The sequence below is a fragment of the Rhizobium sp. 01N424 genome, from assembly GCF_056399485.1.
Genome location: NZ_JBFTRK010000020.1, coordinates 1 through 25,062, shown reverse-complemented (window position 1 = coordinate 25,062; position 25,062 = coordinate 1). Strand labels below are relative to the sequence as shown.

Annotated in this window: 20 protein-coding genes and 1 tRNA gene; 11 read left to right on the top strand and 10 right to left on the bottom strand. The window is 60.8% G+C overall.

Features of this window, described 5'->3' with window-relative positions; genetic code table 11:
- Positions 1 to 4 precede the first annotated feature (4 nt).
- From AC1DNK_RS28555 to AC1DNK_RS28545, 3 genes are read right to left on the bottom strand one after another with little or no spacing between them, the layout of a single operon-like run.
- Positions 5 to 892: a carbohydrate ABC transporter permease gene (locus AC1DNK_RS28555; protein ID WP_112384973.1), complete on the bottom strand. Its 888-nt coding sequence runs from the start codon at positions 890 to 892 to the stop codon at positions 5 to 7.
- Positions 885 to 1,847, bottom strand: a complete 963-nt coding sequence (locus AC1DNK_RS28550) for a carbohydrate ABC transporter permease (RefSeq protein WP_477944502.1) — start codon at positions 1,845 to 1,847, stop codon at positions 885 to 887. Before AC1DNK_RS28550 ends, AC1DNK_RS28555 begins: the two co-directional genes overlap by 8 nt.
- Before the next feature lie 5 nt (positions 1,848 to 1,852).
- Positions 1,853 to 3,139 (bottom strand): ABC transporter substrate-binding protein, encoded by a 1,287-nt coding sequence (locus AC1DNK_RS28545; RefSeq protein ID WP_112384971.1) that lies wholly within the window; start codon positions 3,137 to 3,139, stop codon positions 1,853 to 1,855.
- A gap of 207 nt (positions 3,140 to 3,346) precedes the next feature.
- On the opposite strand from AC1DNK_RS28545, the gene AC1DNK_RS28540 reads away from it, so the two are divergent.
- The 5 genes from AC1DNK_RS28540 to AC1DNK_RS28520 all read left to right on the top strand — a co-directional run bounded on the left by AC1DNK_RS28540 (position 3,347) and on the right by AC1DNK_RS28520 (position 8,644).
- Complete coding sequence (locus AC1DNK_RS28540; protein ID WP_477944500.1) at positions 3,347 to 4,024, top strand: TetR/AcrR family transcriptional regulator; 678 nt, start codon at positions 3,347 to 3,349, stop codon at positions 4,022 to 4,024.
- Positions 4,025 to 4,154: 130 nt separating this feature from the next.
- Positions 4,155 to 5,303, top strand: coding sequence for a Gfo/Idh/MocA family protein (locus AC1DNK_RS28535; RefSeq protein WP_477944499.1), 1,149 nt, complete (start codon positions 4,155 to 4,157; stop codon positions 5,301 to 5,303).
- A gap of 2 nt (positions 5,304 to 5,305) precedes the next feature.
- Positions 5,306 to 6,472 (top strand): dihydrodipicolinate synthase family protein, encoded by a 1,167-nt coding sequence (locus AC1DNK_RS28530; protein ID WP_477944497.1) that lies wholly within the window; start codon positions 5,306 to 5,308, stop codon positions 6,470 to 6,472.
- 24 nt (positions 6,473 to 6,496) lie between these two features.
- Positions 6,497 to 7,327, top strand: a complete 831-nt coding sequence (locus AC1DNK_RS28525; protein WP_477944495.1) for a sugar phosphate isomerase/epimerase family protein — start codon at positions 6,497 to 6,499, stop codon at positions 7,325 to 7,327.
- Positions 7,328 to 7,369: 42 nt separating this feature from the next.
- Positions 7,370 to 8,644 carry a Gfo/Idh/MocA family protein gene (locus AC1DNK_RS28520; RefSeq protein ID WP_477944493.1) on the top strand — a complete coding sequence of 425 codons (1,275 nt, stop codon included), beginning with the start codon at positions 7,370 to 7,372 and terminating at the stop codon, positions 8,642 to 8,644.
- A 62-nt stretch (positions 8,645 to 8,706) separates the two neighbouring features.
- Here the strand turns inward: AC1DNK_RS28520 and AC1DNK_RS28515 are convergent, their stop codons facing one another.
- Genes AC1DNK_RS28515 through AC1DNK_RS28505 form a run of 3 tightly spaced genes read right to left on the bottom strand, consistent with a single transcriptional unit; the run spans position 8,707 to position 12,604 of the window.
- Complete coding sequence (locus AC1DNK_RS28515; RefSeq protein WP_477944491.1) at positions 8,707 to 9,720, bottom strand: hydroxyacid dehydrogenase; 1,014 nt, start codon at positions 9,718 to 9,720, stop codon at positions 8,707 to 8,709.
- The gene (locus tag AC1DNK_RS28510) at positions 9,717 to 11,570 is read right to left on the bottom strand and encodes a DUF2264 domain-containing protein (RefSeq protein WP_477944489.1); all 1,854 of its coding nucleotides are present in this window, start codon (positions 11,568 to 11,570) and stop codon (positions 9,717 to 9,719) included. Before AC1DNK_RS28510 ends, AC1DNK_RS28515 begins: the two co-directional genes overlap by 4 nt.
- 5 nt (positions 11,571 to 11,575) lie before the next feature.
- The gene (locus tag AC1DNK_RS28505; protein WP_477944488.1) at positions 11,576 to 12,604 is read right to left on the bottom strand and encodes a LacI family DNA-binding transcriptional regulator; all 1,029 of its coding nucleotides are present in this window, start codon (positions 12,602 to 12,604) and stop codon (positions 11,576 to 11,578) included.
- 136 nt (positions 12,605 to 12,740) lie between these two features.
- Between AC1DNK_RS28505 and AC1DNK_RS28500 the strand changes: the two genes are divergently transcribed.
- From AC1DNK_RS28500 to AC1DNK_RS28475, 6 genes are all read left to right on the top strand, one after another.
- On the top strand, positions 12,741 to 14,030 hold the full coding sequence (locus tag AC1DNK_RS28500; protein WP_477944486.1) for an ABC transporter substrate-binding protein: 1,290 nt from the start codon (positions 12,741 to 12,743) through the stop codon (positions 14,028 to 14,030).
- Positions 14,031 to 14,238: 208 nt separating this feature from the next.
- Entirely contained in the window at positions 14,239 to 16,047 is a 1,809-nt protein-coding gene (locus AC1DNK_RS28495; protein ID WP_477944484.1) for a class I SAM-dependent methyltransferase, read from the top strand.
- 184 nt (positions 16,048 to 16,231) lie between these two features.
- Positions 16,232 to 17,362, top strand: coding sequence for a calcium:cation antiporter (locus tag AC1DNK_RS28490; protein ID WP_112384961.1), 1,131 nt, complete (start codon positions 16,232 to 16,234; stop codon positions 17,360 to 17,362).
- A 25-nt stretch (positions 17,363 to 17,387) separates the two neighbouring features.
- Positions 17,388 to 17,948, top strand: coding sequence for a DedA family protein (locus AC1DNK_RS28485; protein WP_477944482.1), 561 nt, complete (start codon positions 17,388 to 17,390; stop codon positions 17,946 to 17,948).
- A 160-nt stretch (positions 17,949 to 18,108) separates the two neighbouring features.
- Complete coding sequence (locus tag AC1DNK_RS28480) at positions 18,109 to 19,308, top strand: efflux RND transporter periplasmic adaptor subunit (protein ID WP_477944480.1); 1,200 nt, start codon at positions 18,109 to 18,111, stop codon at positions 19,306 to 19,308.
- A gap of 40 nt (positions 19,309 to 19,348) precedes the next feature.
- Entirely contained in the window at positions 19,349 to 22,501 is a 3,153-nt protein-coding gene (locus AC1DNK_RS28475) for an efflux RND transporter permease subunit (protein ID WP_477944478.1), read from the top strand.
- Between the two features lie 13 nt (positions 22,502 to 22,514).
- Here the strand turns inward: AC1DNK_RS28475 and AC1DNK_RS28470 are convergent, their stop codons facing one another.
- The 4 genes from AC1DNK_RS28470 to AC1DNK_RS28455 form a co-directional block, all read right to left on the bottom strand.
- The gene (locus tag AC1DNK_RS28470; protein ID WP_112384957.1) at positions 22,515 to 22,844 is read right to left on the bottom strand and encodes a hypothetical protein; all 330 of its coding nucleotides are present in this window, start codon (positions 22,842 to 22,844) and stop codon (positions 22,515 to 22,517) included.
- Positions 22,841 to 23,629: a DUF2092 domain-containing protein gene (locus AC1DNK_RS28465; protein WP_477944477.1), complete on the bottom strand. Its 789-nt coding sequence runs from the start codon at positions 23,627 to 23,629 to the stop codon at positions 22,841 to 22,843. Before AC1DNK_RS28465 ends, AC1DNK_RS28470 begins: the two co-directional genes overlap by 4 nt.
- 225 nt (positions 23,630 to 23,854) lie before the next feature.
- Positions 23,855 to 24,661 (bottom strand): cysteine rich repeat-containing protein, encoded by an 807-nt coding sequence (locus AC1DNK_RS28460; RefSeq protein WP_477944544.1) that lies wholly within the window; start codon positions 24,659 to 24,661, stop codon positions 23,855 to 23,857.
- 320 nt (positions 24,662 to 24,981) lie between these two features.
- Positions 24,982 to 25,058 (bottom strand) — tRNA-Met (locus tag AC1DNK_RS28455).
- Between the last annotated feature and the right edge of the window lie 4 nt (positions 25,059 to 25,062).

Below are 25,062 nucleotides of genomic sequence, written 5' to 3'. Positions count from 1 at the left end.
GGCATCAGCGCTTCATGCCTGTTGTAGCGATGCCCTCGATCAGCAGGCGCTGGAAGAACAGGAAGAAGAAGAACACCGGCACCAGCGTCAGCGTCGACATGGCGAACAGGCCACCCCAGTCCGATGCGCTGGTCGAGTCGACGAAGGTGCGCAGGCCGAGCTGGATCGTGTAGGTGTTCATGTCGTTCAGATAGATCAGCGGCCCGAAGAAATCGTCCCAGGTCCAGATGAAGGAGAAGATGGCAGCCGTTGCCAGCACCGGCAGCGACAGCGGCAGCATGATCTTCCAGTAGATCCGCCAGGCGCTGCAGCCATCCATCATCGCCGCTTCATCGAGTTCGCGCGGAATGCCGCGGAAGAACTGCACCATGAGAAAGATGAAGAAGGCGTCGCTGGCGAGGAACTTCGGCACGACCAGCGGCAGGATGGTGTTGACCCAGCCGAGGTTGAGAAACAGCACATATTGCGGGATCAGCGTTACGTGATACGGGATCATCAGCGTGCCGAGCATGATCGCGAACCAGAAATTCCGGCCGGCAAAGCGGAGACGCGCGAAGGCGAAAGCCGTCAGCGAGCAGGCGATGACATTGCCGGTCACCGTCAGCAGCGAGATGACCAGCGAATTCCAGAAGAAGCGCCCGAAGCTGATATCGAGGCCGGTCCAGCCGCGCACGTAGGACGCGAAATCGATCGATGACGGAATAATCGAGGTCGACGAGAAGATCTCGTTTTCCGGGCGCACGGAGGCCGAGAGCATCCAGAGCAGCGGATAGAGCATCAGCAGCGACGCACCGATCAGCAGGGCATGGACGACGATCGAACCCGGCAGGCTGCGCTTGTTAATGTCGGATGGCGGCCTGGCCGCGGTAACTGCAGCGGTCATCTCAGTCATCGTAGTGAACCCAATAGCGCGAGGACAGGAACGAGAAGGCGGTGAAGATCGCGATGATGACCACCAGGATCCACGCGAGTGCCGAAGCGTAGCCCATGCGGAAATTGCCGAAGGCTTCCTGGTAGAGATAGAGCGTATAGAACAGCGTCGAATTGATCGGACCGCCGGTGCCGCCTGAGATGATGAAGGCAGGCGTGAAAGCCTTGAAGGCTTCGATCGTCTGCACCACGGCATTGAAGAAAATGACGGGCGTCAGAAGCGGCAGGGTGATCTTGTAGAACTGGCGGAATGTCGAGGCGCCGTCGAGGCTGGCCGCCTCATACATATCCTGCGGGATCTGGCGCAGACCGGCGAGGAAGATGATCATCGGCGAGCCGAACTGCCAGACGGACAGCGCCACCAGCGTGTAGATCGAATAGCTCGGATGCGAGATCCAGCTCGGACCCTGAATGCCGAACTGTGCCAGCGCCGCGTTGACTAGGCCGTCACTGGCGAAAAGCTGCCGCCAGAGAACTGCGATGGCGACGCTGCCGCCAAGCAGCGAGGGCAGATAGAAAATGGCGCGGTAAACAGGAAGACCGCGAATGCCCCGGTTCAGTGCCATTGCCACCATCAGCGCAAAAGTGAGCTTGAAGGGGACGGAGAGCACGACATAGGTCAGCGTCACCTTCATCGCCGCGGCGAATTTCGGATCGGCGGTGGCGATGCGCACATAGTTGTCCGTGCCGACCCAGCCCGGCGCTCTCAACATGTCGAAGTCCGTGAACGACAGGTAGAGAGAAATCAGGGCGGGGCCGAGCGTCAGCCCGAAAAAACCCAGGAGCCAGGGCAGCAGGAAGAGATAGCCTGGAGCATTGGCATTCCACAGCCGCCTGAGGCGGCTGTCTGCCACTGCTCCCTGGTAACGTTCCACCGTCACGGCTCCGTCGGCCGTTGTGCGCATCGCATTGTTCATGTGGTTCAACCCCGCGCGAGGACGCGCGTAATTTCATCCACGAGCTGCTTGCCGGCATCGGCAGGGGTTACCTGACCGAAGGCAACCTGCTCGGCGAGCTGACGCAGAACCGTCTGACCTTCACCTGCACCTGTCGGCGGCGGTGGCGGCAACGGACCGGCGAGATCGCCAAGATTGGCCACGTAGTTCAGCGGGATCTTGCCGACATCATCGAGCGTACCGGCGACGACATCACGCATCGACTTCGATTCCGGAATGCCGCGCTCGACGTCGAGCACCTTGGCGGCATCGGGATTCATGACGAAGAAGTTGACGTAATCGACGGCCTGATCGAGGACCTTGGACTGCGCCGACACCGAGAAGAACATCGATGGCTTACGGTAGTGGCCGCCCTTCGAGTCCGCGGTGACGCGCGGGTAGTTGCTGAGCGTCAGCTTGTCCTTGACGACGGCCTGGAAGCCGACGAACTGGTTGCTGTGCGCGTAATCGATCGCAGCCTTGCCCATCGTCAGCGGGGCGGTGTCGATCGTATCCTTGTAGAGCGCCTGAACATCAGGCGGCACACAGGCACCGGCCTCACGGAACTTCGCCCACATGTCGAACCATTCAGACGCATCTTCAACGCCAAAGGCGATCTTCGAATCCGCCGTGTACAGCGCCTTGCCGCGCTGGCGAACGTAGTTTTCGAAGAGCGGCTCGGCGCCGCTACCGTCGGCAAAGCCGAAGAAGCCCTTGCGCTTGCCGGCCTTGGTGATTTCGGCGCCGATCTTGCCGAGTTCTTCCCAAGTCGTCTTGTTGTTCGGGGCTTCGACGCCAGCTTCCTGCAACGCAACGGTGTTGATAACAGTTGCTGCCGAGTTCGCGCCGAGGCTGATGCCATAGAGATGGCCGTCAACCTTGCCGCCTTCGATCTGCGCCGGATCGAAATCGCCGAGCTGCAGTTTCGAGGGCATGTAGGATTCCAGCGGAGCAAGAGCGCCGCGCCGGGCATATTCGACGATATAGCGGTAATCCATCTGGATCACGTCAGGGGCGTTCTTGCCGGCGACCTGGGTCGCGAGCTTCTGCCAGTAATCGCCCCAGCCCAGGAATTCGCCGGTAATCGAAACACCGGAATTCTTGGCCTTGTAGAGATCCGACACCTTGTTGGTGCGGTCTGCGCGGGGCTGAGAGCCCCACCAGATCAGCCGGAGACGGGCGTCCTGCGCAAATGCAGGGGCACCCATACCCGAAAGCGCGAGCAGCGAAGCCCCTCCCGCCATGAACCCACGTCTATTAATGCTGAATGTCATCTGTTTTTCCTCCTCCCTTGGGGAGCGCCTCCACACGCTCCTTGCTGGTTTCTCTTGCAACAAATAACTAATTGGTTACAAGCTATGGACAAGCACGAAGCCTGTCAAGCGGTCTTGGTTTCGCGAGGTCTCCTCTTCGAATTTCGCTTGTACAAGCTCGCACCGAAGCCTTATGAGCGCAACATTAGCGTCTGGGGAGATAAGCCGATGAACGATACTGGCCAGACTGGGGACAAGAAAAAGCCGAAGCGCGCCAGCGGCGAGCGCGTGCTTCAGCGCGACCCCGAACGGACCAAGGCGGCGATCCTTGAGGCGGCAACGCAGGAATTTGCCGAGAACGGCATGGGCGGCGCCCGCGTCGATGCGATCGCCGAACGTGCCGGCACCAACAAGCGGATGCTCTACCACTATTTCGGCGACAAGGAGCAGCTGTACCTGCGTGTGCTCGAAGAAGCCTATGTCGGTATCCGCACCGCCGAACGCGCACTGCATATCGGCGACCGAAATCCGGAAGAAGGCATCACGGAACTCGCGCTCTTCACCTGGCGCTATTTCCTACAGCATCCGGAATTCCTCAGCCTGCTCGGAACGGAAAATCTGCATCGCGCCCGCTGGCTGCGCCAATCGGTGCGGCTGAAGGAGCTTCACTCGCATCTGATCGGCGAACTGGCCCAGGTGCTTGAACGCGGCAAAAAGGAAGGCGTCTTCATCGAGACGGCCGATCCGCTGCATGTCTATCTGACGATCGCATCGCTCGGATATTTCTATCTTTCCAACCAGTACACGCTCTCGACCATCTTCGGCCGCCCCCTGATCGAGGCCACGAATCTGGACATCTGGGAGCGCCATATCGTCCATGTGACGCTCGCCTCCATCAAGCGCTGAGAAGCCGAAACGGATTTGCCTATTGACAGGTCCGGTTTCCTTCTGCCATCAAGTAACTGTTTAGTTACTGGCTTGGGAGGGCTGGGCCAAGCCCGCTCCCTGCCGGAAAACGATTGGCAGGGAGGAACAAATGGCACGTCTCGGGATCATTTTGCACGGCGTTACAGGCCGCATGGGATACAATCAGCACCTGGTGCGATCGATCCTGGCCATCCGCGATCAGGGCGGCCTTCTGCTGAAATCGGGGGAACGGCTGGAGATCGATCCGATCATTGTCGGCCGCAACCGCGACAAGATGGAAGAGCTGGCGAAGAAGCATAACATTAAGCGCTGGTCGACCGACCTTGACGCCGCACTTGCCAACCCCGACGACCATATTTTCTTCGACGCCGGCACGACGCTGATGCGTGCCGAGCTGCTGTCCCGGGCGCTTGATGCCGGCAAGCATGTCTATTGCGAGAAGCCGATTTCCGACGACCTGCAGGTTGCGGTCGATCTTGCCCGGAAGGCCCGCTCTTCCGGGCTCAAGCACGGCGTCGTTCAGGACAAGCTGTTCCTGCCGGGGCTGCGCAAGCTGGCGCTGCTGCGCGATTCCGGCTTCTTCGGCAAGATTCTCTCGGTGCGCGGCGAGTTTGGTTACTGGGTGTTCGAGGGCGATTGGGGCGTTCCGGCACAGCGTCCGTCCTGGAACTACCGCAAGGGCGACGGCGGCGGCATCATCCTCGATATGCTGTGCCACTGGCGCTACGTGCTCGACAATCTCTTCGGCGAAGTGAAATCCGTCTCCTGCCTCGGTGCCACCCATATCGGCAGCCGCGTCGACGAAAAGGGCAAGACCTATCCTTGCGATACCGACGACGCCGCCTACGCGACCTTCGAACTTGAAGGCGGGGTGATCGCGCAGATCAACTCGTCGTGGGCGGTTCGCGTCCGCCGCGACGACCTCGTAACGTTCCAGGTCGACGGCACGCATGGTTCCGCGGTCGCGGGGTTAACGAAATGCTGGACCCAGCACCGCGTCAACACGCCGAAGCCGGTCTGGAATCCCGACCAGCCACAGACGATCGACTTCTACAAGACCTGGGACGAGGTGCCGGATACGCAGGTCTTCGACAACGGCTTCAAGGCGCAGTGGGAAATGTTCCTGCGCCATGTCGCCGAAGATGCGCCGTGGCCCTATGGCATGGAGGCTGGCGCCAAGGGCGTGCAGCTCGCCGAACTCGGCCTCAAGTCGTGGGCCGAACGCCGCTGGCTTGACGTTCCCCGGCTGGAATTCTGATCATGGCAAGAACGATCAATCTCCCGCTAGACGGCAAGATCGCGCCCTATCAGCTGACCGGCGTGCCGATCGAAGTGAAGAAGCGCGATGCCAAGGATTTTCCGCGCGTCGTCTATGCGGCGGCCCATGTGGTGGCCGATCCGCTTCAAGACAACGACCCGTGGCTGACACCGGCGATCGACTGGGAACGGACGCTTGCGTTCCGCCACCGGCTCTGGGATCTCGGTCTCGGCGTTGCCGAGGCGATGGATACGGCTCAGCGCGGCATGGGCCTCGGCTGGCCTGAGGCCCGCGAGCTGATCCGCCGGGCGTTGCGCGAGGCACGCACCCGAAAGGACGCGCTGATTGCCTGCGGCGCCGGCACCGATCATCTGACGCCCGGCCCTGATGTGACCATTGATACGATCATCCGGGCTTACGAGGAGCAGATCGAGGCCGTCGAGGCGGAAGGCGGGCGCATCATCCTGATGGCAAGCCGGGCGCTGGCCGCCGTCGCCAAGGGCCCGGACGACTATATCCGGGTCTATGACCGCATCCTTCGCCAGGTCAAGGAACCCGTGATCATCCATTGGCTCGGCGAAATGTTCGATCCGGCGCTCGCCGGCTATTGGGGCAATGACGACCACATCAAGGCAATGTCCACTTGCCTTCAGGTAATCGAAGCCAATGCCGCAAAGGTCGATGGCATCAAGATTTCGCTGCTTTCGAAGGAGAAGGAAGTGGCGATGCGCCGCCAGTTGCCCAAGGCGGTGCGCATGTATACCGGCGACGACTTCAACTATGCCGAACTGATCGCCGGCGACGAAGAGGGGCATTCGGACGCCCTGCTCGGCATTTTCGATGCGATCGCACCGGCGGCTTCGGCGGCAATGGATGCGCTCGGGCGCCACAGCAACAACGAGTTTTTCGATCTGCTCGACCCGACCGTTCCGCTGTCGCGCCACATCTTCAAGGCGCCGACCCGCTTCTACAAGACCGGTGTGGTGTTCCTTGCCTATCTGAACGGGCTGCAGGACCATTTCGTGATGGTCGGCGGACAGCAAAGCACAAGGTCTCTGACGCATCTCGCCGAACTGTTCCGGCTGGCCGACAAGGCGCGGGTGCTCGCCGATCCCGATCTCGCGGTCACCCGCATGAAGCAGGTGCTCGCCGTTCACGGCGTACAGTGACCCATCAGGCAGGGAGGACATGACATGCAGGTCGAAGGACTTTCGATCAATCTCGCAACGATCCGCGAGCAATGCGGCTTTGCCGAAGCCGTCGATCTCTGCCTGAAGCACGGCATCACCAAGATCGCGCCCTGGCGCGATCAGGTCGCCAAGGCCGGTCTCGACGAAGCCGTCCGCATCGTGAAATCGAACGGCCTGAAGCTGACCGGCCTTTGCCGAGGGGGCTTCTTTCCGGCGGCGAATGACCGCGATTGGCAGAAAAACCTCGACGACAACCGACGAGCGATCGACGAGGCCGCTGCGCTTGGCGCCGATTGCCTGGTGCTCGTTGTCGGTGGATTGGCGGGCGGATCGCGGGATATCGGTGCTGCCCGGCAGATGGTTTCGGACGGCATCGCCGCCGTTCTGCCGCATGCGAAAGCCTCGGGCGTGCCGCTGGCGATCGAGCCACTGCACCCGATGTATGCCGCCGACCGCTCCTGTGTGAACACCCTGCGCCAGGCGCTCGACATGTGCGAACTGCTCGGTACCGATGTCGGCGTCGCGATCGACGTCTATCACGTCTGGTGGGATCCGGAACTCGCCGAGCAGATCGCGCGCGCCGGGCAGATGAAGCGCATCTTCGCGCATCATATCTGCGATTGGCTGGTGCCGACCAAGGACATGCTGACCGACCGCGGCATGATGGGCGACGGCGTGATCGATCTCAAAGGCATCAGGCGGATGATCGAGAAGGCGGGCTTCTTCGGCGCGCAGGAGGTCGAGATCTTTTCGGCAGACAACTGGTGGAAGCGCCCGGCGGAGGAGGTCATCGCCACCTGCGTCGACCGGTATCATGGCTGCTGCCTGGTTTAATTGGATATATTCGTTTCAGCACGTATGAAGGAGGATCATTCGATGGAGAAGCGCCGTTTTGCACTGATAGGGACCGGCAATCGCGGGACCACGATGTGGGGGAAAGATCTGCTCGCCGGGTGGCGCGAGCATGTGGATCTCGTCGCTATCGTCGAGAAGAATTCACTGCGCGGCGAGCGGGCGCGCACGATGATCGGCAGCAACGCCCCGATCTATGACGACATCGATGCGATGCTGAAGGAGGTCAAGCCCGACCTCGTGATCGTCTGTACGCCTGATCATACGCATGATGCGATCGTCGTGCGGGCGCTCGAGGCCGGGATCGACGTGATCACCGAAAAGCCGATGACGACGGCGGTCGACAAGATCCGGCGGATCATGGACGCCGAGAAGCGGACAGGCCAGCGCGTCGATGTTTCGTTCAACTACCGCTATTCGCCGACGGCAGCGCGCATCAAGGAGCTACTGAACTCCGGCGAGATCGGCCGCGTCACCTCCGTCGATTTTCATTGGTACCTGAACACCAAGCACGGCGCCGATTATTTCCGCCGCTGGCATGCCTATACCGAGAATTCGGGCAGCCTCTTCGTCCACAAGGCGACACACCATTTCGACCTGCTGAACTGGTATCTCGACAGCGATCCCGAAGCCGTCACATCCTTTGCCGATCTGCAGAATTACGGCCGCAAGGGCCCCTTCAGCGGCCCGCGCTGCAAGCTCTGTCCTCACACTGCCGACTGCGATTACTATCTCGACCTTGAGGCAGATCCGTTCCTGGACACGCTTTACGAAGACCCCTCGAAGATCGACGGTTACTTCCGCGACGGCTGCGTCTTCCGCGAGGATATCGACATACCCGATACGATGGTGGTCAGCATCCGCTACCGCAACAACGTGCATGTCTCCTACTCGCTGAACACCTTCCAGCCGATCGAGGGTCATCATCTGGCGTTCAACGGCACCAAGGGCCGGATCGAGGTTCGCCAGCATGAAACGCAGCCATGGGAGGTGAAGAAGGAGGACGAGATCCTGCTGATCCGCAATTTCCCCAATGGCAAGGAAGCGCTCGAACGCATCGTCGTTCCACATTCGTCCGGCGGGCATTACGGTGGTGACGACCGGATGCGCAACATGATCTTCAAGCCCGGCATGGAAGATGGACTGCATCAGCGCGCCGGTACGCGCGCCGGGGCGATGTCTGTTCTCTGCGGGATTGCAGCACTGGAGAGTTCGCGCACGGGCAAGGTGGTGACGCTTGCCGACCTGATGCCGGAGCTCGCCAATGACGGTTCGCCGAATAGCGTAAAAGCCGGCTAATAAAATTCAAGCGCCAGTTCTTGTGAAGCTGGCGCTTTTGACGCCATATGTTGATGCAGAACCTAAGCGAGCCGGTCGAGATCGGCCAGCGTCAATGTGTAGAGCAGCGGCTCACCCTTCAGAAAGCGCTCGATCTCATCGACGGCCATTGCGCCAAGTCTGGAACGCTCCAATCCGACCGCGCCGGCGATATGCGGCGTGAGGAACACGTTCGGCAGGTCGTAGAATGCCGAACTCGTCTCTGGAATCTCCGGATCGGTGACGTCGATGATTGCGTCGATACGGCCGGTGGCCAGCGTCGCCAGCAATGCCGCCTCATCGATGATCGCGCCACGCGCCGTGTTGATCAGCGTCGCGCCATCCTTCATCAGCGCCAGCTTCGACGCATCGATCATGTGGCGGGTCGATGGAAGCGACGGCGCATGAAGAGAGACGATATCCGACATGCGCATCAGCGTATCGAGGTCGCATTTTTCAGCGCCCAGCTCTGCGCATTGCGCTGTGCTCAATGTCGGATCGAAAAGCAGGATCTTGAATTCGAAGGATTTCAGCAGATCGATCACCCGCCGCCCGATCCGCGAAGCGCCGATGATGCCGACCGTCCGGCCGTAGTTGCCGATCGCCAGCCGCTGCATCGGATAGGTCCGCTCGCGGTTCCGGTCATCCGTGTAGTAGTCCCGGAAGCGAAAGACCTGCTTGCCGGCAAACACTATCGCCGCAAGGGTGAATTCCGCGACGGGAATGGCATTGGCCTCCGCCGCATGGGTGACCTGCACACCTGATCTGAAGACCTCCTCGCCGATGATGCCTTTGACCGTGCCGGCGGCATGGGCCACAAGTTTCATCCCTTTCGCGGCCGAAAGCACATCGGCACCAACATGAGGCGCGCCCCAGCCGGTGATCAGGATTTCGGTTTCGGCAAGGATGCGCCTGGCGCGCTCATCGCTGAAATTCTCGAGCGGATTCCGGTCGAGCAGGACACCGAGCTGTTCCAGCCGGTCGAGCAAGGCATCAGGGAGAACATGCTCCGTCCGCTGCCCGGGCTGCATGGCAAGCGCAATACCTGTTTGTCTCATGGCATTTGCCCTGGCGCCTCGATGGCGCTGACCGTGATGCCTTCCTTGGCGACGATCGCTTCCAGCGAAGACAAATCCGGCCGTTCAGGCGGCGTGCGCCATGCCCCCGACACAGCCTGCCGGTCACCCGTGGCTATCACGGCCGTGAACAACACGGTCTCGCCCGCAGGAACTTCACCGCGCAGCTGTGGCACCAGGGTCTTGGCAACCATCATGTTGGTATTCGGCAACGCCTTTTGCACGAAGCCGTGGCGCTCGATGCTGGAGCCGAGATCAGCGATGCCGGAGAAGTCAGCTTCGCCAATGGCGTAGGCCTGGCCGGCAGCGGTTTCGAGCGTATCGCGGTCGAAATCCTGCTTAGCAATCGCAAAACCGCCCTCGGCAATCTGCAACGCACGCGGCGACTGGATGCGATGAACGCGAATATGCCAAGGTGCCGCCGGAACGAGCCAGGTTTCGACGCTGACCTCCTTGAAAGGCGACCATTTTGCATAGAGCACGTCGCCGGCAATCTTCGCCATCGTGTTGGTTTCACGGACGCGATAGTGAAAGCCGTCATCGCTGAAAGCCAGCGCCGAATCGAAGGTGGCGCCGGCAAAACTCCGCTCGTCGGCTTCGACGCTGAAGCCATAGCGGGCCGAATATGCGAATTTGGCGTATTTTTCGGTACCAAACCGCATCTGAAGATTTTCCTGCCCCGATGACAGGGCCACCGCATCTTCGCCGGTGTGCATGATCACCATGCCGGGATGGCGCTGCGGTGTGACAGGTGCGGCGGCCGGTACCACCTCTTTCACCGTCCAGAACGGATGATCTTCCGGGATCGCCAGCGGCAGGAAAGCCTTGAACGCCCAGTATGGCGAACCGGCCGAATTATAGCTCTCGGACATCAGCAAATTCGGATAGCCGAAGCCGATCGACAGAATACCGTCGCGATTGGTCATCGGTTTGTCCCGCCACCAGCGCAGATGCTGCAGGCAGAGATGCTTGACCTCGCCCCACGGAAGCGCTTCCAGATCCGCAAACGCAAGCGCCGACCAGAAGCCTGCGCAGGCGAAACGGTAGGTGAGGCTGCGGCCGAAGGGGATGGTCGCGCCATCATCGGCAAACCAATGCCGGAAATCCCGGGCAAAGAGCAGGGCCCGTTCCCGGTAGCGCTTCGCATAGTCGTCATCGACGAGCTTCGAATAGATCAGCCCGTAGAAATGCATGGCGAAGGGGATGTAGTGATCGACGCGGCGAACGTTGCCATCGCGGTACCAGCCATCACCAACATAGAAGCCTTCGAGCTCTTCGAGATATTGCTTCGTCAAGCTGCGATCGAAATCGGCCCCGACGCGATCGAGTGCGATGTCGACGAAGATGCGGAAGAATTTCCAGTTGTTGTCGGCATAATCGAATTGGCGGGCATGCTTGAGATAGGCGATAACATTGGCGCGCTGGGCGGTATCGAGCGGCTCCCAGATCTTCTCCGGCACCAGCGCGATGGCAAAGCCCAGAGCCGCAAGTTCCACCATCCGCTGATCGCGCCCCCCGACCGTGCCCCAATATTCCGGGTGATCGGGATCGGTGCCGTTGGCGATACCGTCGGTGAAACGCTGCCAATGGGCGAAGTCGCCTTTTCCGGCGCCAAGTGGCGCCAGGCCCCAGAGAGGCCGGGCAAAACCTTCAAGATCAGCGGCCGCCCGGTCGAAATGTGCGCCCGCGCCATCGAGCCTGACACGCGCGTTGCCCTCGGAAAAATAGGGAAGCAGCGGATTGAAGAGATCATGAAGGGCGCGGCTCATGTCGCTGCGCGTCTGGAGAGGATTGCCTGCGAGCGGATTGGCGCTGGCCGGATCATAGGTCATCTGCATCACTCATCGATTCTTGCATCTGGCACAGTCCCCCCGGCAACCGGGACGACCGCATGGCATACATGGCGCGCAGGAGCCGTCCTGTCGCGGAAGCGGGCTATCATCAAGGCAATCGCCTCACGGCCGATTGCGGCCCGGTCGACATGCATCGTCGACAGCGGTGGGTTGGTCATCATCGCACAGGGGAGATCGTCGAAACCGACGATCGCAAAGTCTTCGGGAACGCGAAGGCCCGCTTCGGTGACGGCTTCGAGGACGCCGACGGCGACGAAATCGTTCATGCAGAAGGCGGCGGTAAAACCCTTGTTTTCCACGAGAACTGCGGCCATCAGCTCATGCGCCTCACGCGAGGCGCTACCCTGAAATCCCATCGACACTAGTCGCCGCTCGCCGCCATGAACGGCGACAGCCGCATCGAAGCCGCGAACGCGTTCGCGGATCGTATGGCGATGCAATCCGGTGAAGTGAAGGATCTTGCGATGTCCGGCAGCGAGCAGACGCTCGGCTGCCTGATAGGCACCGAAGAAATTCGACGGCGACACGCCGTCGATCTGCAGGCGGGGATCCGTTCCGTTGACGAGCACCACCGGCACTTTCTCCGCCTCTATCCAGCCGCGAAGCGCATCGCTCGGATCGATACCGACAAGAAAGAGCCCCTCGGCCCGCGCCGTCGTCATGTAGCTGCGAACAACCTCGGGCGTGGCGCGGTCCTCCCGGATGAGCCGGACTTCGAAAGCCATCCCGGCTTCCAGAGCGCTCGCCCGCAGCCCTTCGACGATCGCTTCGTAGAAAACGCTGAGCCCGCCCGTAACCCCGTCGCTGGCGATCAGCGCCAACCCGCCGGGCGGCGGCTCGACCGTGGACCTCGGCTGATAGCCATATTCGGCGGCCACCCGCAGAATATGCTCGCGCACATTGCCGCTGATACCCGGCTCATTGGCGAGCACGCGAGAAACCGTGGAAACGGACACGCCGGCCGCCGTTGCGATATCGGCCTGCCGCGGCCGTTTGGGTTTCATTTCGTTCATGGCCCGATCTTATGCAAATAATGCAAATTTGCAATTGTTATATAATTTCTTGCAAGTTTATTTTTTTTGCGTAGTCTTCGCCGCATTGCCCTCAGATGTTGGAGGACGGCGAGGGGCAGGCACAAGGAGGAACATCATGCAGATCAATCGACGGACATTTCTGATGGGTTCGGCTGGCGTCGCCACCGGGCTTGCCTTCGGCGCCGGAAGCGCCATCCCCGCATATGCAGAGGGCACAGAGCTACGCGCCATGTGGTGGGGATCGAACGATCGCGCCAAGCGGACACTCGACGTTGCCAAGCTTTATGAAGGCAAGACGCCAGGTGTGAAAATCGTTGGCGAATCCATGAGCGGCGACGGCTACTGGACGAAACTGGCGACGCAGATGGCCGGCCGCGCCATCGCCGACGTCTTCCAGCTCGAGCCGGGAACGATTTCCGATTATTCCAAGCGCGGCGCCTGCCTTGCTCTCGACGAGTTCGTCCCATCGACGCTGAAGGTCGATGCGTTCGGCAAGGACATGCTGAAGCTGACGACTGTCGACAACAAGCTCTATGGCATCGGCCTTGGGCTGAATTCCTTTGCGCTGTTCTTCGACCAAGCCGTATTCGAAAAGGCGGGCCTGCCGCTTCCGACGACGGATCTGACCTGGGACGAATATGCCAAGCTTGCCGTCGAGCTCACCAAGGCCGGCGGCAAGGATAATTATTGGGGCGGTCCCTACGGTGCCCGCTATACCTATGTCTTCGATGCCTGGCTGCGCCAGCGCGGCAAGAGCCTTTATGCTGACGGCAAGCTCGGCTTCGGCGTCGACGATGCCAAGGAGTGGTACAGCTTCTGGGAGGATCTGCGCAAGAAAGGTGGCACGGTCGCTGCCGACGTGCAGACACTCGACCAGAACACCATAGATACCAACGCGCTGGCACTCGGCAAGTCGGCTATGGRCATGGCCTATTCCAACCAGCTCGTCGGCTACCAGCTGATCTCCAAAAACAAGCTGGCGATAACCACGCTGCCACGCGAGAAGAAGGGCGGACCTTCCGGCCACTACTATCGCCCGGCACTGATCTGGAGCGTCGGCGCGACGACGAAGAATGGCGAAGCTGCGGCCAAGTTCATCGATTTCTTCGTCAACGACCCTGATGCTGGTAAGATCCTCGGCGTCGAGCGCGGCGTACCGATGTCGCCGGCCGTGCGCCAGGCGATCCTGCCGAATCTCAACCCGACGGAGCAGGCAGCGGTCAAATACGTGGATCTTCTGAAGGACCAGGTCGGCGACTATCCGGCACCGGCGCCATTGGGATCGACGGAGTTCGACCAACGCCTGTTCCGCCCGATCGCCGATGAACTCGCCTTCGAACGAACCACGCCCGCCGAGGCTGCGCAGCGGCTCGTCGAAGAAGGCAAGGCGACGATCAGAAGCTGAAGTTTCAGCTGAAAACAACGAAAGAGCCCGTCGATCCGGGCTCTTTTGCGTTGCAGTTGGCCGCCGCAAGATAATGGACATGGAAGTCTATCATCTTGCAATGGACACCACTCGTTCTGGACGGGGCCTTCGTCAGCCTCAATCCAGCCTGTCGTGCCACTGGTTTCCCATCACCCGTCAGAATCAGCACGGCCGTAATGGAGAAGACATGCAAGACCTCTTACAGGCATCGGGTTACCGCAAGAACGGTAAAATCTGGACATATCAGGACGCCCGAGGCGCTTTTCGCTATAACGATGGCGACGCATCCGAAACGCGTATTCTGAATATCATGCAGTCGGCGACCGATACCTCGCTCTTCTCGAAAGAGCTCGCAGGCGCGATCTCCGACTGGCCGTCGAACTACCATCTCAGCCCGATACGAGCCAATCTCTTCCGTCCGATCAAGCATATGCTGCGCGGACCTATCCTCGAGATCGGCGCCGGCTGCGGCGCGATCACCCGCTTCCTGGGTGAGGAAGGCCACACCGTTCTCGCGCTTGAGGGCAGTGCGCGCCGCGCAAACACGATCGCCGAGAGATGCCGTGACCTTCCGAATGTCACCGTACTCGCCGAGCCGCTGCAGCATTTCGAGGTACAGCAGAAGTTCGCGACGGTGACGCTGATCGGCGTGCTGGAATATGCCCGCGTCTTCTTCGGCGCGGAAGCAGGCCAGGACGCGATCGATCACATGCTGGCAAAAGCCCGGTCCTTCCTCGAGCCCGGCGGTCAGCTGATCATCGCCATCGAAAACCAGATAGGCCTCAAGTATCTCGCAGGCTTCCCCGAGGATCACCTGTCGCGGCCGATGGTCGGTGTCGAGGACCAGTATACGCAGACGGGGCCTGTCACCTTCGGCAAGCGCGAGCTGTCGCACCGCGTCAGGGCTGCCGGCCTGCCGCATCAGAAATACTGGTTCCCCTTCCCGGACTACAAGCTGCCCCGCTTCGTGCTGAACGACGAGGCACTTGATGCCGACCTGCCGACCGACTTTTCGTCGCTGATCCGCAGCGCCGTCAATACCGACCCGCAGCGGCCGAGCCTTCTCGCGTTCGAGCAGGACCTCGCCTGGGATGTGATTGCTCGAAACGGTCTTCAGGGCGACCTCGCGAACTCGTTCCTTCTCGTGTCCTCGGATCAGGCTATCCCCGCACATGATGTCATGGCGACGCATTTCACCGGCGGGCGAGAAGCCCATTACCAGAAGCTGGTGCGGTTCGTCCGCAAGGGCAATGAACTGGTGGTCGAGCGCGAGGCACTCAAGCCTTCCGAGGATGATGCCGGTAGGCCGTTGAAGATCAATCTCGAGAACGAGAGTTTCGAGAACGGACTGCTGTGGCGCGACATCGGCAAGCGGTGCCTGCTGCAGGATGGATGGTCCGCCGCTCATCTGGCAAATTGGATCGGCGTCTGGCGCGAGGCGCTGGCACAGCACCTTGCCGGCATGGGCCATCCGGCACCCTCAGCCTTGACGGATCTGATCCCGGGCTCGCTGCTCGACGCCATTCCGCGCAACCTGATCGTCGGTGAACAGCAGCGCTTCATCGACCTCGAATGGTCCTATGACCAGCCGATCGAATTCGGCTACCTGATTTTCCGCGCATTGTGGGACCTGCTCTCGGACATGCGCGGCGTGGCGCCTCCCACTTCCGATACCAAGGATAAGATCGGCGACTTGATCTTCCAGACCTTCGAGCATCTGGGATACGACGTGGCTGCTCAGACGATCATCGACTACTACGTTGCCGATCTCCGCTTCCATAGTTCCGTCACTGGCATCAATCTGCAACCCAACGCCTCGGCGCTGGTGGCGCCCCTCGGCCGGAGAATCAACTTCGCCAATATCCGCGATCTGGTGAGCCAGTCCCGGAAACTGACCGAGCAGAATCAGGCTTTGATGCAGGAACTGGAAGCCGAGCGCCGCAAGGTCCGCGAGATGCTTGACGCGGTGAACGGGTACAGTCTGCGGACAGCCTGACCTGCGCCGGCTGATCTGACCTGAGCGCAGCTGCAAACTGCCCTCGCTGAAAATCGCAAACAGATGTAATCTGCGGCGAGGTTTAGCGAGGATCGGTGCGCAAGAGGCGGGCGGCCGGGTTGGGAGAGTTGATGGCGTTGATGATCATTCGGCGGCGGCATATCCCTGAACGGCTGCCGCGGCCATGACGAACAGTCTCACCATCCCATCCTTCAGCATGTCGCGCCTCCTGCGCCGGGAATGGTTTCTTGCGGTCGGGCTGCTGACCAGCGCCATCATCCTCGGTTTCGGCGAGCCTCTGTTTGCACAGATGTCCAGTCCGGCCGGGTTCGTGCTGGTCTTCTTCTGGCTCTTTGCGGCGGTTCTTGGCTCGGCGCTGTCGGTGGTACGGCACGCCGATCATCTGGCAGAACAGCTCGGCGAGCCCTACGGCACGCTGATCCTCACGCTGGCAATCACCTCGATCGAAGTCATGGCCATCTCGGCCGTGATGATCCACGGGGCGAACAATCCAACGCTCGCCCGCGACACGCTCTTTGCCGTGGTCATGATCATCCTGAACGGCATGGTGGGCCTGTCGCTTCTGGTTGGTGGCTGGCGGCGTCCGGAGCAGTCGCACAACATGCAGGGCGCAAACGCTTATCTCGGTCTCATCGTGCCGTTGGCGGCGCTAAGCCTGATCCTGCCGAGTTTTCTTCATACCGACGGCAGCCAGGCCTCGACGCCAAGGCAGATGATCCTGGTTGTCATTTCGGTTGGCCTCTACGGCGTGTTCTTGATGCTCCAGGCAGGACGCCATCACCGCTATTTCACCGATGGCAGCGAACCGCGGCATGAGAAGCGCGATGGCGCAGCGCAGAAGAGCACGATCCTGCTCCATGCCGTGTTGCTCTTCGCCTATATGGCGCCGGTGGTCTTTCTCGTCGAACAACTGGCACGGCCGATCGACTACATCATCGAGACCGTGCACGCGCCCGCCGCTCTGGGCGGCATCATCATGGCAGTGCTGGTAGCAACGCCGGAGGCGCTCAGCGCCGTTCGCGCCTCGATCGCCAACAACCTGCAGCGCTCGGTCAACATCTTTCTCGGCTCCGTGCTTTCGACCATCGGCCTGACAGTGCCGGCGATGCTGCTCGTTGCCCATCTAACCAGTCATCCCATCACCTTGGGTCTCGAAGGCAGCGATCTGGTGATGCTGACCTTGACGCTTGCCGTCAGTATGATCACGTTTGCCAGCGGCCGGACCCACATGATGCAGGGAGCCGTCCATCTGGTGCTTTTCCTGGCCTACGTCCTGCTGATCTTCCAGCAATAAGCCGCAACGGCAGGAGCCTGCAGCAATGACTTTCGAGCTTCTGATTGCGAAATACGGCTTGCTGGCAGTCTTTCTTGGCGCCGGGATAGAAGGGGAGACGATCGTCATTCTGGGTGGCGTGTTTTCGCATCGCCACCTCATGACGTTCTGGGAGGCAGCCATTGCTGCGAGCTCCGGTTCCTTCATCGCCGACCAGCTGTTTTTCTTCACCGGCCGCCATGCGCGGCGCTGGCCGCGAATCCAGAAAATCGCCGGGAGACCGGCCTTTCAGCGCGCTACCCAGCTTCTGGAGCGCCACCCTGCGAGCTTCATCTTCGCATTTCGCTTCATCTACGGATTGCGGACGATCAGCCCGGTTGCGATCGGCATGTCCGATGTCCCGGYCGCGAAATTCATGGCCGTCAATGCCGCCGCGGCCGTGATCTGGGGAACGGTCTTCACCGCCATCGGCTATCTCTTCGGACAAGGCATCGAACAGATTTTTGGCCATCTGCCGCTTCACCGGCACGTTCTCATCGCCATCGCGACCGCAGTGGCCCTCGTGATCGCCTGCGCATTGACCTATCGGAAAGTCCGCGCGGCCTAGCCCTTTGGTCTTAGCCTGATGCCGTCCTTCCTGTGCAATCGAGGGCTATTGCAATTCTTCAAAATGCGGCTTCATATTGTGGCAGCTTTGAACCTTGCAACCGGTAGGCTGCAAAGGGACGCGCATGAGGACTGCAACTCGTAAATTATGAGGTGACAGGATGCGTGAGGGGGGGTCTCGAGGTCTGCAATTGTTCGCCGCGGCTTTATGCGCGACGGGCCTTGCAGCATGCGACAGCGGCAGCAACACCTATGTTGCCCCGCCGCCGGCAAAAGTGCATGTGGCACCGCCGCTGCAGCAGAATGTAACCCAATATTTCGAACTGACCGGCAACACGGCGGCGTTCAAATCGGTCGATATCGAAGCCCGCGTCCAAGGGTTCGTCGAAACCATCGACTATCGCGACGGTATGATGGTGACCAAGGGCACGCAGCTCTTCGGCATCCAGAGCAACACCTATCAGGCGCAGGTCGACCAGGCGCAGGCAACGCTCGCTTCGTCGCAGGCCGCACAGGTCGGCGCCAATCAGGAATATACGCGTCAGGTCAATCTCAGCGCCCAGAAGGTCGGAACGCAGACGGCACTCGACAGCGCCAAGGCAACGCTCGACCAATCGAACGCAGCGATCCTCAATGCCCAAGCGAGTCTCGATCTCGCCAAAATCAACCTCGGATACACCAAGGTCGAGGCGCCGTTCGATGGCACAGTGACAGCGCATCTCGTCGATGTCGGCACGCTGGTCGGTGTATCCGGCCCGACGACGCTGGCGACGATCGTCCAGACGGATCCGATCTATACCAATTTCAGCATTAGCGAGACGCAGGTGCTGTTGATCAAGCAGGGTATGGCCGCTCAGGGCAGGACCTTCAAGCAGACAGATCTTCCCGCCATCCCGTTCGAAATCGGCCTGCAGGGCGAGACCAGCTATCCTTTCAAGGGCCATCTCGACTATGCGGCGCCACAGGTCGATGCGGCGACGGGCACGCTGACCGTGCGCGGGATCATCGACAACAAGGACCATGCCCTTATCCCGGGCCTCTTCGTTCGCGTTCGTGTGCCTGTTGGCCATCAGGACAAGGCGCTTCTGGTTCGGGACGATGCGATCGGCACCAACCAGCAGGGCAGCTACGTATTGGTTGTCGGCAAGGACGATACGATTGAGCAGAAAACCGTAAAGACCGGCCAGAGCGAGGGCCGCCTGCGCGTTATCGAATCCGGCCTCAGTGCTGAAGACCTGGTGGTGATCGAAGGAATCCAGCAGGCGATTCCGGGCAACAAGGTGGCGCCTGAAAAGGTGACGATGGACGTTCCAGCGGCAGAGGCGTCAGCCGCTACCGCACCCCAGGCTGTCGCGCAATGAGCCCGCGCCCGGCATCGTCAGCTCAGCGGAGGAGGATGGCATGATCTCGCGCTTCTTCATCGAGCGGCCGGTTCTCGCCAATGTCCTGGCGCTGGTTTTCGTTCTCATCGGCGCCGTTGCGCTGTTCCAGCTGCCGGTGGCACAATATCCGAATGTCGTGCCGCCGACCGTGCAGGTTTCGACCCGCTATCCCGGCGCCAGCGCCAAGACCCTGATCGACACCGTGGCACTGCCGATCGAGCAGCAGGTCAACGGCGTTCAGAACATGCTCTACATGCAGTCGACGAGCGCCAGCGACGGCACCTATTCGCTGACCGTTACCTTCGCAATCGGCACCGATCCCGATCAGGCGCAGGTTTTGGTACAGAACCGCGTGGCGATCGCCATGTCCTCGCTGCCGGACGCGGTTCAGCTGCAGGGCGTCACGACGCAAAAGAAATCGACCTCGATCCTCGAATTCGTCAGCCTGACATCGCCTGACGGCCGATACGACAGTCTCTTCCTTTCCAACTATGCCGTCATCAATCTGCAGAACGAGCTCGCCCGCCTGCCCGGCGTCGGCAACGTGGCTGTGTTCGGCGCCGGCCAATATGCGATGCGGATCTGGATGAACCCCGGATTGCTGCAATCCCGCGGGCTGACACCGCAGGATGTCATCAACGTGGTGCAGCAGCAAAGCCAGGAGGTGACCGCCGGTCAGGTCGGCATTCCGCCGGTGCCTGCCGGTCAGGACTTCCAATACACGCTCAATGTCAACGGCAGGCTGAACGACGCCATCGACTACGAGAACATCATCATCAAGGTCGACGACCAGAGTGGAGGCCGGATCACCCGCATTCGCGATATCGGCCGCGTCGAGCTGGGTGCGCAGACCTACAGCCAGTCCTTCATGCAGAACGGGCGGCCGGCGGCCGGTATCGGCATCTTCCAGCTTCCCGAGGCCAACGCCATCGACGTCGCCAAGGATGTCGCGGCGAAGATGACCGAGCTTTCGAAAGGCTTTCCCCCCGGTCTCGCCTATACCGTGCCATTCGATACGACCAAGTTCGTGAAGGCCTCGATCGATGAGGTCTATGTCACGCTGATCGAAGCCGGCGTTCTCGTGCTGATCGTTATTCTCGTCTTCCTGCAGGATTGGCGGGCGATGCTGGTTCCGGCGACGACGGTGCCGGTGACGATCATCGGCGCCTTTGCGGCCATGGCGGCGCTCGGCTTCACCGTCAATCTCTCGACGCTCTTCGCCATAGTGCTGGCGATCGGCATCGTCGTCGATGACGCCATCGTCATCGTCGAAGGTGTTGCCCGCCATATCGAGGAGGGGATGCCCGGGAAGAAGGCGGCCGAAAAGGCGATGGACGAGCTCTTCGGCCCTGTTATCGGCATCACGCTGGTGCTGATGGCGGTGTTCATTCCTGCCGCCTTCCTTCCGGGGCTGACAGGGCAGCTCTACAAGCAGTTCGCATTGGTCATCGCCGCCACGGCGCTCATCAGCGCCATCAACGCCATGACGCTGAAACCAACGCAATGCGCCTTGTGGCTGCGTACGCCGGTGCCTCCCGAAAAACGCAATTTCTTCTATCGCGGTTTCAACAAGGTCTACGACAAGGCCGAGAACGGCTATGCGAAACTGATCGGCAACATGATCCATCACAGCGCCATTGCCGTTCTTTTCGCGCTGGCGCTGATCGGCGTCGCCATCTGGGGGCTTACCCGCCTGCCGACGGCATTTTTGCCGCTCGAGGATCAGGGCTATGTTCTGATCAGCGCGCAGCTGCCCGACGGCGCCTCGAAGGAGCGCACCGACGCCGTGATGGCGGAGGTCGGCAAGATCGCGCAGCAAACGCCGGGCGTCGATCAGGTATTGACGATCAGCGGCATATCGATCCTCGACAACAGCGCCAGCCTGCCGAATGCCGGTGTCGCCTATGTCGTGCTGAAGGACTGGGATGTCAGGGGCAAGGAAAAGGGACAGGACCTGCTGTCGATCTACGAGCACCTGAACGGCGCACTGTCGGATGTCTTGAAGGCGAAGACCCTCGTCGTCGTGCCGCCGCCGATCCAGGGCATCGGCAATGCCAACGGCTTCACCATGCAGGTGGAAATCCGCAACGGCAATTTCGACTATCCGCTGCTGCAGAGCATGGCCGATACCATCGTCAGCAACGGCAATGCCCAATCGTCGCTGCAGCGGCTGAGCACTTCGTTTCGCGCGGGCGTACCCCAGCTTTCGGTGTCGGTCGATCGCATCAAGGCCGAGACGCTCGGCATCACCGTCGGGCAGGTGTTTTCAGCACTGTCAGGCTATGTCGGATCGAGCTACGTCACCCAGTTCAACAAGTTCGGACGAACCTTCCAGGTCTATGCGCAGGCAGCGCCGGAATTCCGCGTTCGCCCCGACGATATCCGCAACCTGAAGGTCAAGGCTGGCGACGGCACGATGGTGCCGCTCGGCACTGTCGTCGACGTTAAGAGCGTTCAGGGGCCGTCGCTGATCAGCCTCTATAACCTCTATCCGACCGCCACCATCGTCGGCGGGGCTGCCGCCGGATTTAGTTCGGGGCAGTCGCTCGATGTCATGGAGCAGATCGCCGACAGGACATTGCCGCCCGGTGCAGGCTACGAGTGGACAGCCCTCTCCTATCAGGAGAAAACCGTCGGCGGGCAGATCTACTTCGTTTTCGCGCTTGCCATGCTGCTCGTCTATTTCGTGCTTGCCGGGCAATATGAGAGCTGGATCCTGCCACTCGCCGTATTGCTGGCGGTGCCGCTGGCGCTTCTCGGAACGGTCGGCGCGCTAAGTGCCGCCGGTGTTGCCAACAATCTCTACACGCAGATCGGCCTGATCCTGCTGATCGCGCTCGCATCGAAAAACGCGATCCTGATCGTCGAATATGCGCGCGAGAAGCGGGCTGAGGGCATGGAAATCCTCGAGGCCGCGGTCGAGGCCGCACGCCTTCGCTTCCGGCCGATCCTGATGACATCCTTCGCCTTCATCCTCGGCGTCCTGCCGCTGGTGCTGGCGAGCGGCGCCGGCGCATCGGCCCGCAAGTCGATCGGCATATCGGTTTTCAGCGGCATGATCGCCTCGACCTGCCTTGCCGTTCTCTTCGTTCCGTCGTTCTATGTGGTGCTGCAACGGTTCGAGGAATACAGAAAGCGGCGCACGAGTACGGCGCCGCAGGCGGCAGAGTGATCAGCGCTTCGCTCTATTGAACGACGACGCGCACATAGACGCCGCCGCTCTTGGCGTAATAGCCGGATCCACACCTGTAATAATAGCCACCGTAATAGGCGCCGTAGACGCAGCCCGCGGGCAAGACGGCAATCGTCGTCGTTGTCCTCGTCACCACGCGCCGCGTCGTCCTGCGCGCAACGCCAGCGTAGGAAAGCGGGGTCAACGGCCGGCCGATCACGGCGTTGGCGGGCGTGCCAAAGCTGAGCGATAACGGTACCCATCCGCCGGGCTCGACATGAGCGTCGGCAAGGAGAAAGGCGCCGGTCAGCCCGGCAACAAGCAGGGATTTCGGATATCTCATTTGCTGTCTCCCGGTTGGGTGGGTGTGGGCAGTTCATCGAGCGACTGCAATTCGCTGAGATCGACCTTCTTGGCGCTTTTCGGAATCTCGATTGCATAGGACGCCTTGGCCACATCCGGCCCGCTCTTGAAATCGCTGATCTCCAGCGTGTATTGCGGCGCCTGCCCGACATGCTTGCTGGTGATGACATAGCGCCGCGGCACAGGCTTGGCGCCCGACTGTATCCAGATCTGCCAGTCGATCTCGGGCGTGCGGAACGTCAGATATTCGCATTCGACCCCACCGACATAAGCGCTGGAAATATGCTTGGCATCCGTTACGTCGGTCATCAGGATGTCGAAAACATGAGCCGACAGCAGATCGGCCCCCGGCGCCTCGATACCCGCATCCGCCAACCGCTCGAACAGTTCGTCCACCGAGCCCTTGGCCTCGATACTGGCATAGGCATCGAGGTTCTTGCCGTGCACCGTCAGYGTCGTCCCGTCAAAACTGACATCGACATCGGCAAATCCGCCGGTTCTGGTGACCCGCAGCTTGTCCGGCCGTGCCAGGCTCGCAGTTCCCGAACTGACGAACTGCAGCTTCTCGAAGTCAGGCGTTACCGCTTCGATCGACGATTGGTAGCTGAACGATATCGCCTTCTGCCCCGCCAAATAGTCCGACATGGACTTCAGGATATCTTTCGCATCGTCGGCGGCAGCCGTCGCGGGCAGCATCAGGCTGGCGGCAAAGGAGCTGCAGACGAGCAGATGACGGAGCGTTCTGAAATGGGGAACCGATGACATTGCAATGCCTTCCCTTCGATCATGTTGATCCCCAAGTCCCCGGACAGGTGCCCTTCAGCGAGAATCCTACCGGCGATCTGCAAGATCAGAGAATGGATGAAATTTCAGCATTATCGATGCAGGCGATGCGCAGCCGCGAGCGGTCGCCAGGTTTGGGAATCATGAATAGAGTACACCACTCCCATCTCCCCTCCACGGCAATGGGAACGTCTGAAGATCGCGAAGCTATAGGCCGCTGGTCAGCACCCGCTGACATGTCGGCGATAGCCGTTGAAAGTTATCCCGCAGACAATTGACCCCACGGCCGCCACCGAGCGGCACGGAGCGGCAAAGCGCCCGGAAATCCGGCCCGCAGGTGCGCCGGAGAACAATCAGTTCCTCGCGCGGCGTGAATGACGCCATGGGCATCGCTGCCATCGCTCCAGCACCGCCGACCGCCTTGGCTGTATTGGCAGCAGGAAGAGACGATCCGTTTCCTCCAATCGCGCCAATGGCGGCCTGACAGGATGGCGAAAGCGCCGCATTATGCTGCTGCAGGCAGGCAAGCGCCTGCGCTCCACCCGGCGTCACACCCGAGCACTGCGCCATGAAATCCGAGCGGCAGGCCGATTTGATCGCATCGCGCTGCGCCTCCGTGGGCTGCGCAGTCTGTTTTGGTGAAACGGCCGGAGCTGCAGCTGTGGCTGCCTGGACCGCCGGCGTTTGCGCCGGCGCCGCATCGGTCGATTTCCTCTTCGTCCCGCCCAAAGCCGAGATCGCGTCGCGGCAGGCCTTGGAGAGCGATGCATCATGCTGCTGAAGGCAATTCAACGCCTCCATGCCCCCGGGCGTCACACCCGAACATTGCGCAATGAAATCGGACCGGCACGCCGACCGGACCGCATTCCGCTGGGCATCAGTCGGCTGCTGCGCGTAAGTTGCGCCGGCCGCAAGGCACATCGCGGACAAGACAAGAAGGCCGAAAGACCTGCTCGCTGAAAACGCGAATATGATATGCAGAATATTCGCCAGAAAGGCCGCAAATTTCCCCATGGCTCCCTCCCCGAGGAAGAAATTATCTGGATATATGCAGATACGTGGCGGGGCCGATGAAATAACGCTGGCCTGACAAACTGTCGCCACGCAGGGCATGATCAAAATCTATCACTGCAGGTTTACATTAGCACGTAAATATACTGTCGTGAAGATTGCGTCGTGAGACATGGCGAGCGGTAAAGTCTTCGGCTTTTTGGCCTACTTCATTTCTTCCCCGCCCAATCCCGCGTGCCGTCCGCTCACACTAAGGTTGAACGCAAAATACCCGCTTAACGCGGGTTCTGTCTATTCTGTGGTTTTATCGTCTAGGAAAGATTTGGTTGCGGGGGCAGGATTTGAACCTGCGGCCTTCAGGTTATGAGCCTGACGAGCTACCGGGCTGCTCCACCCCGCGTTAC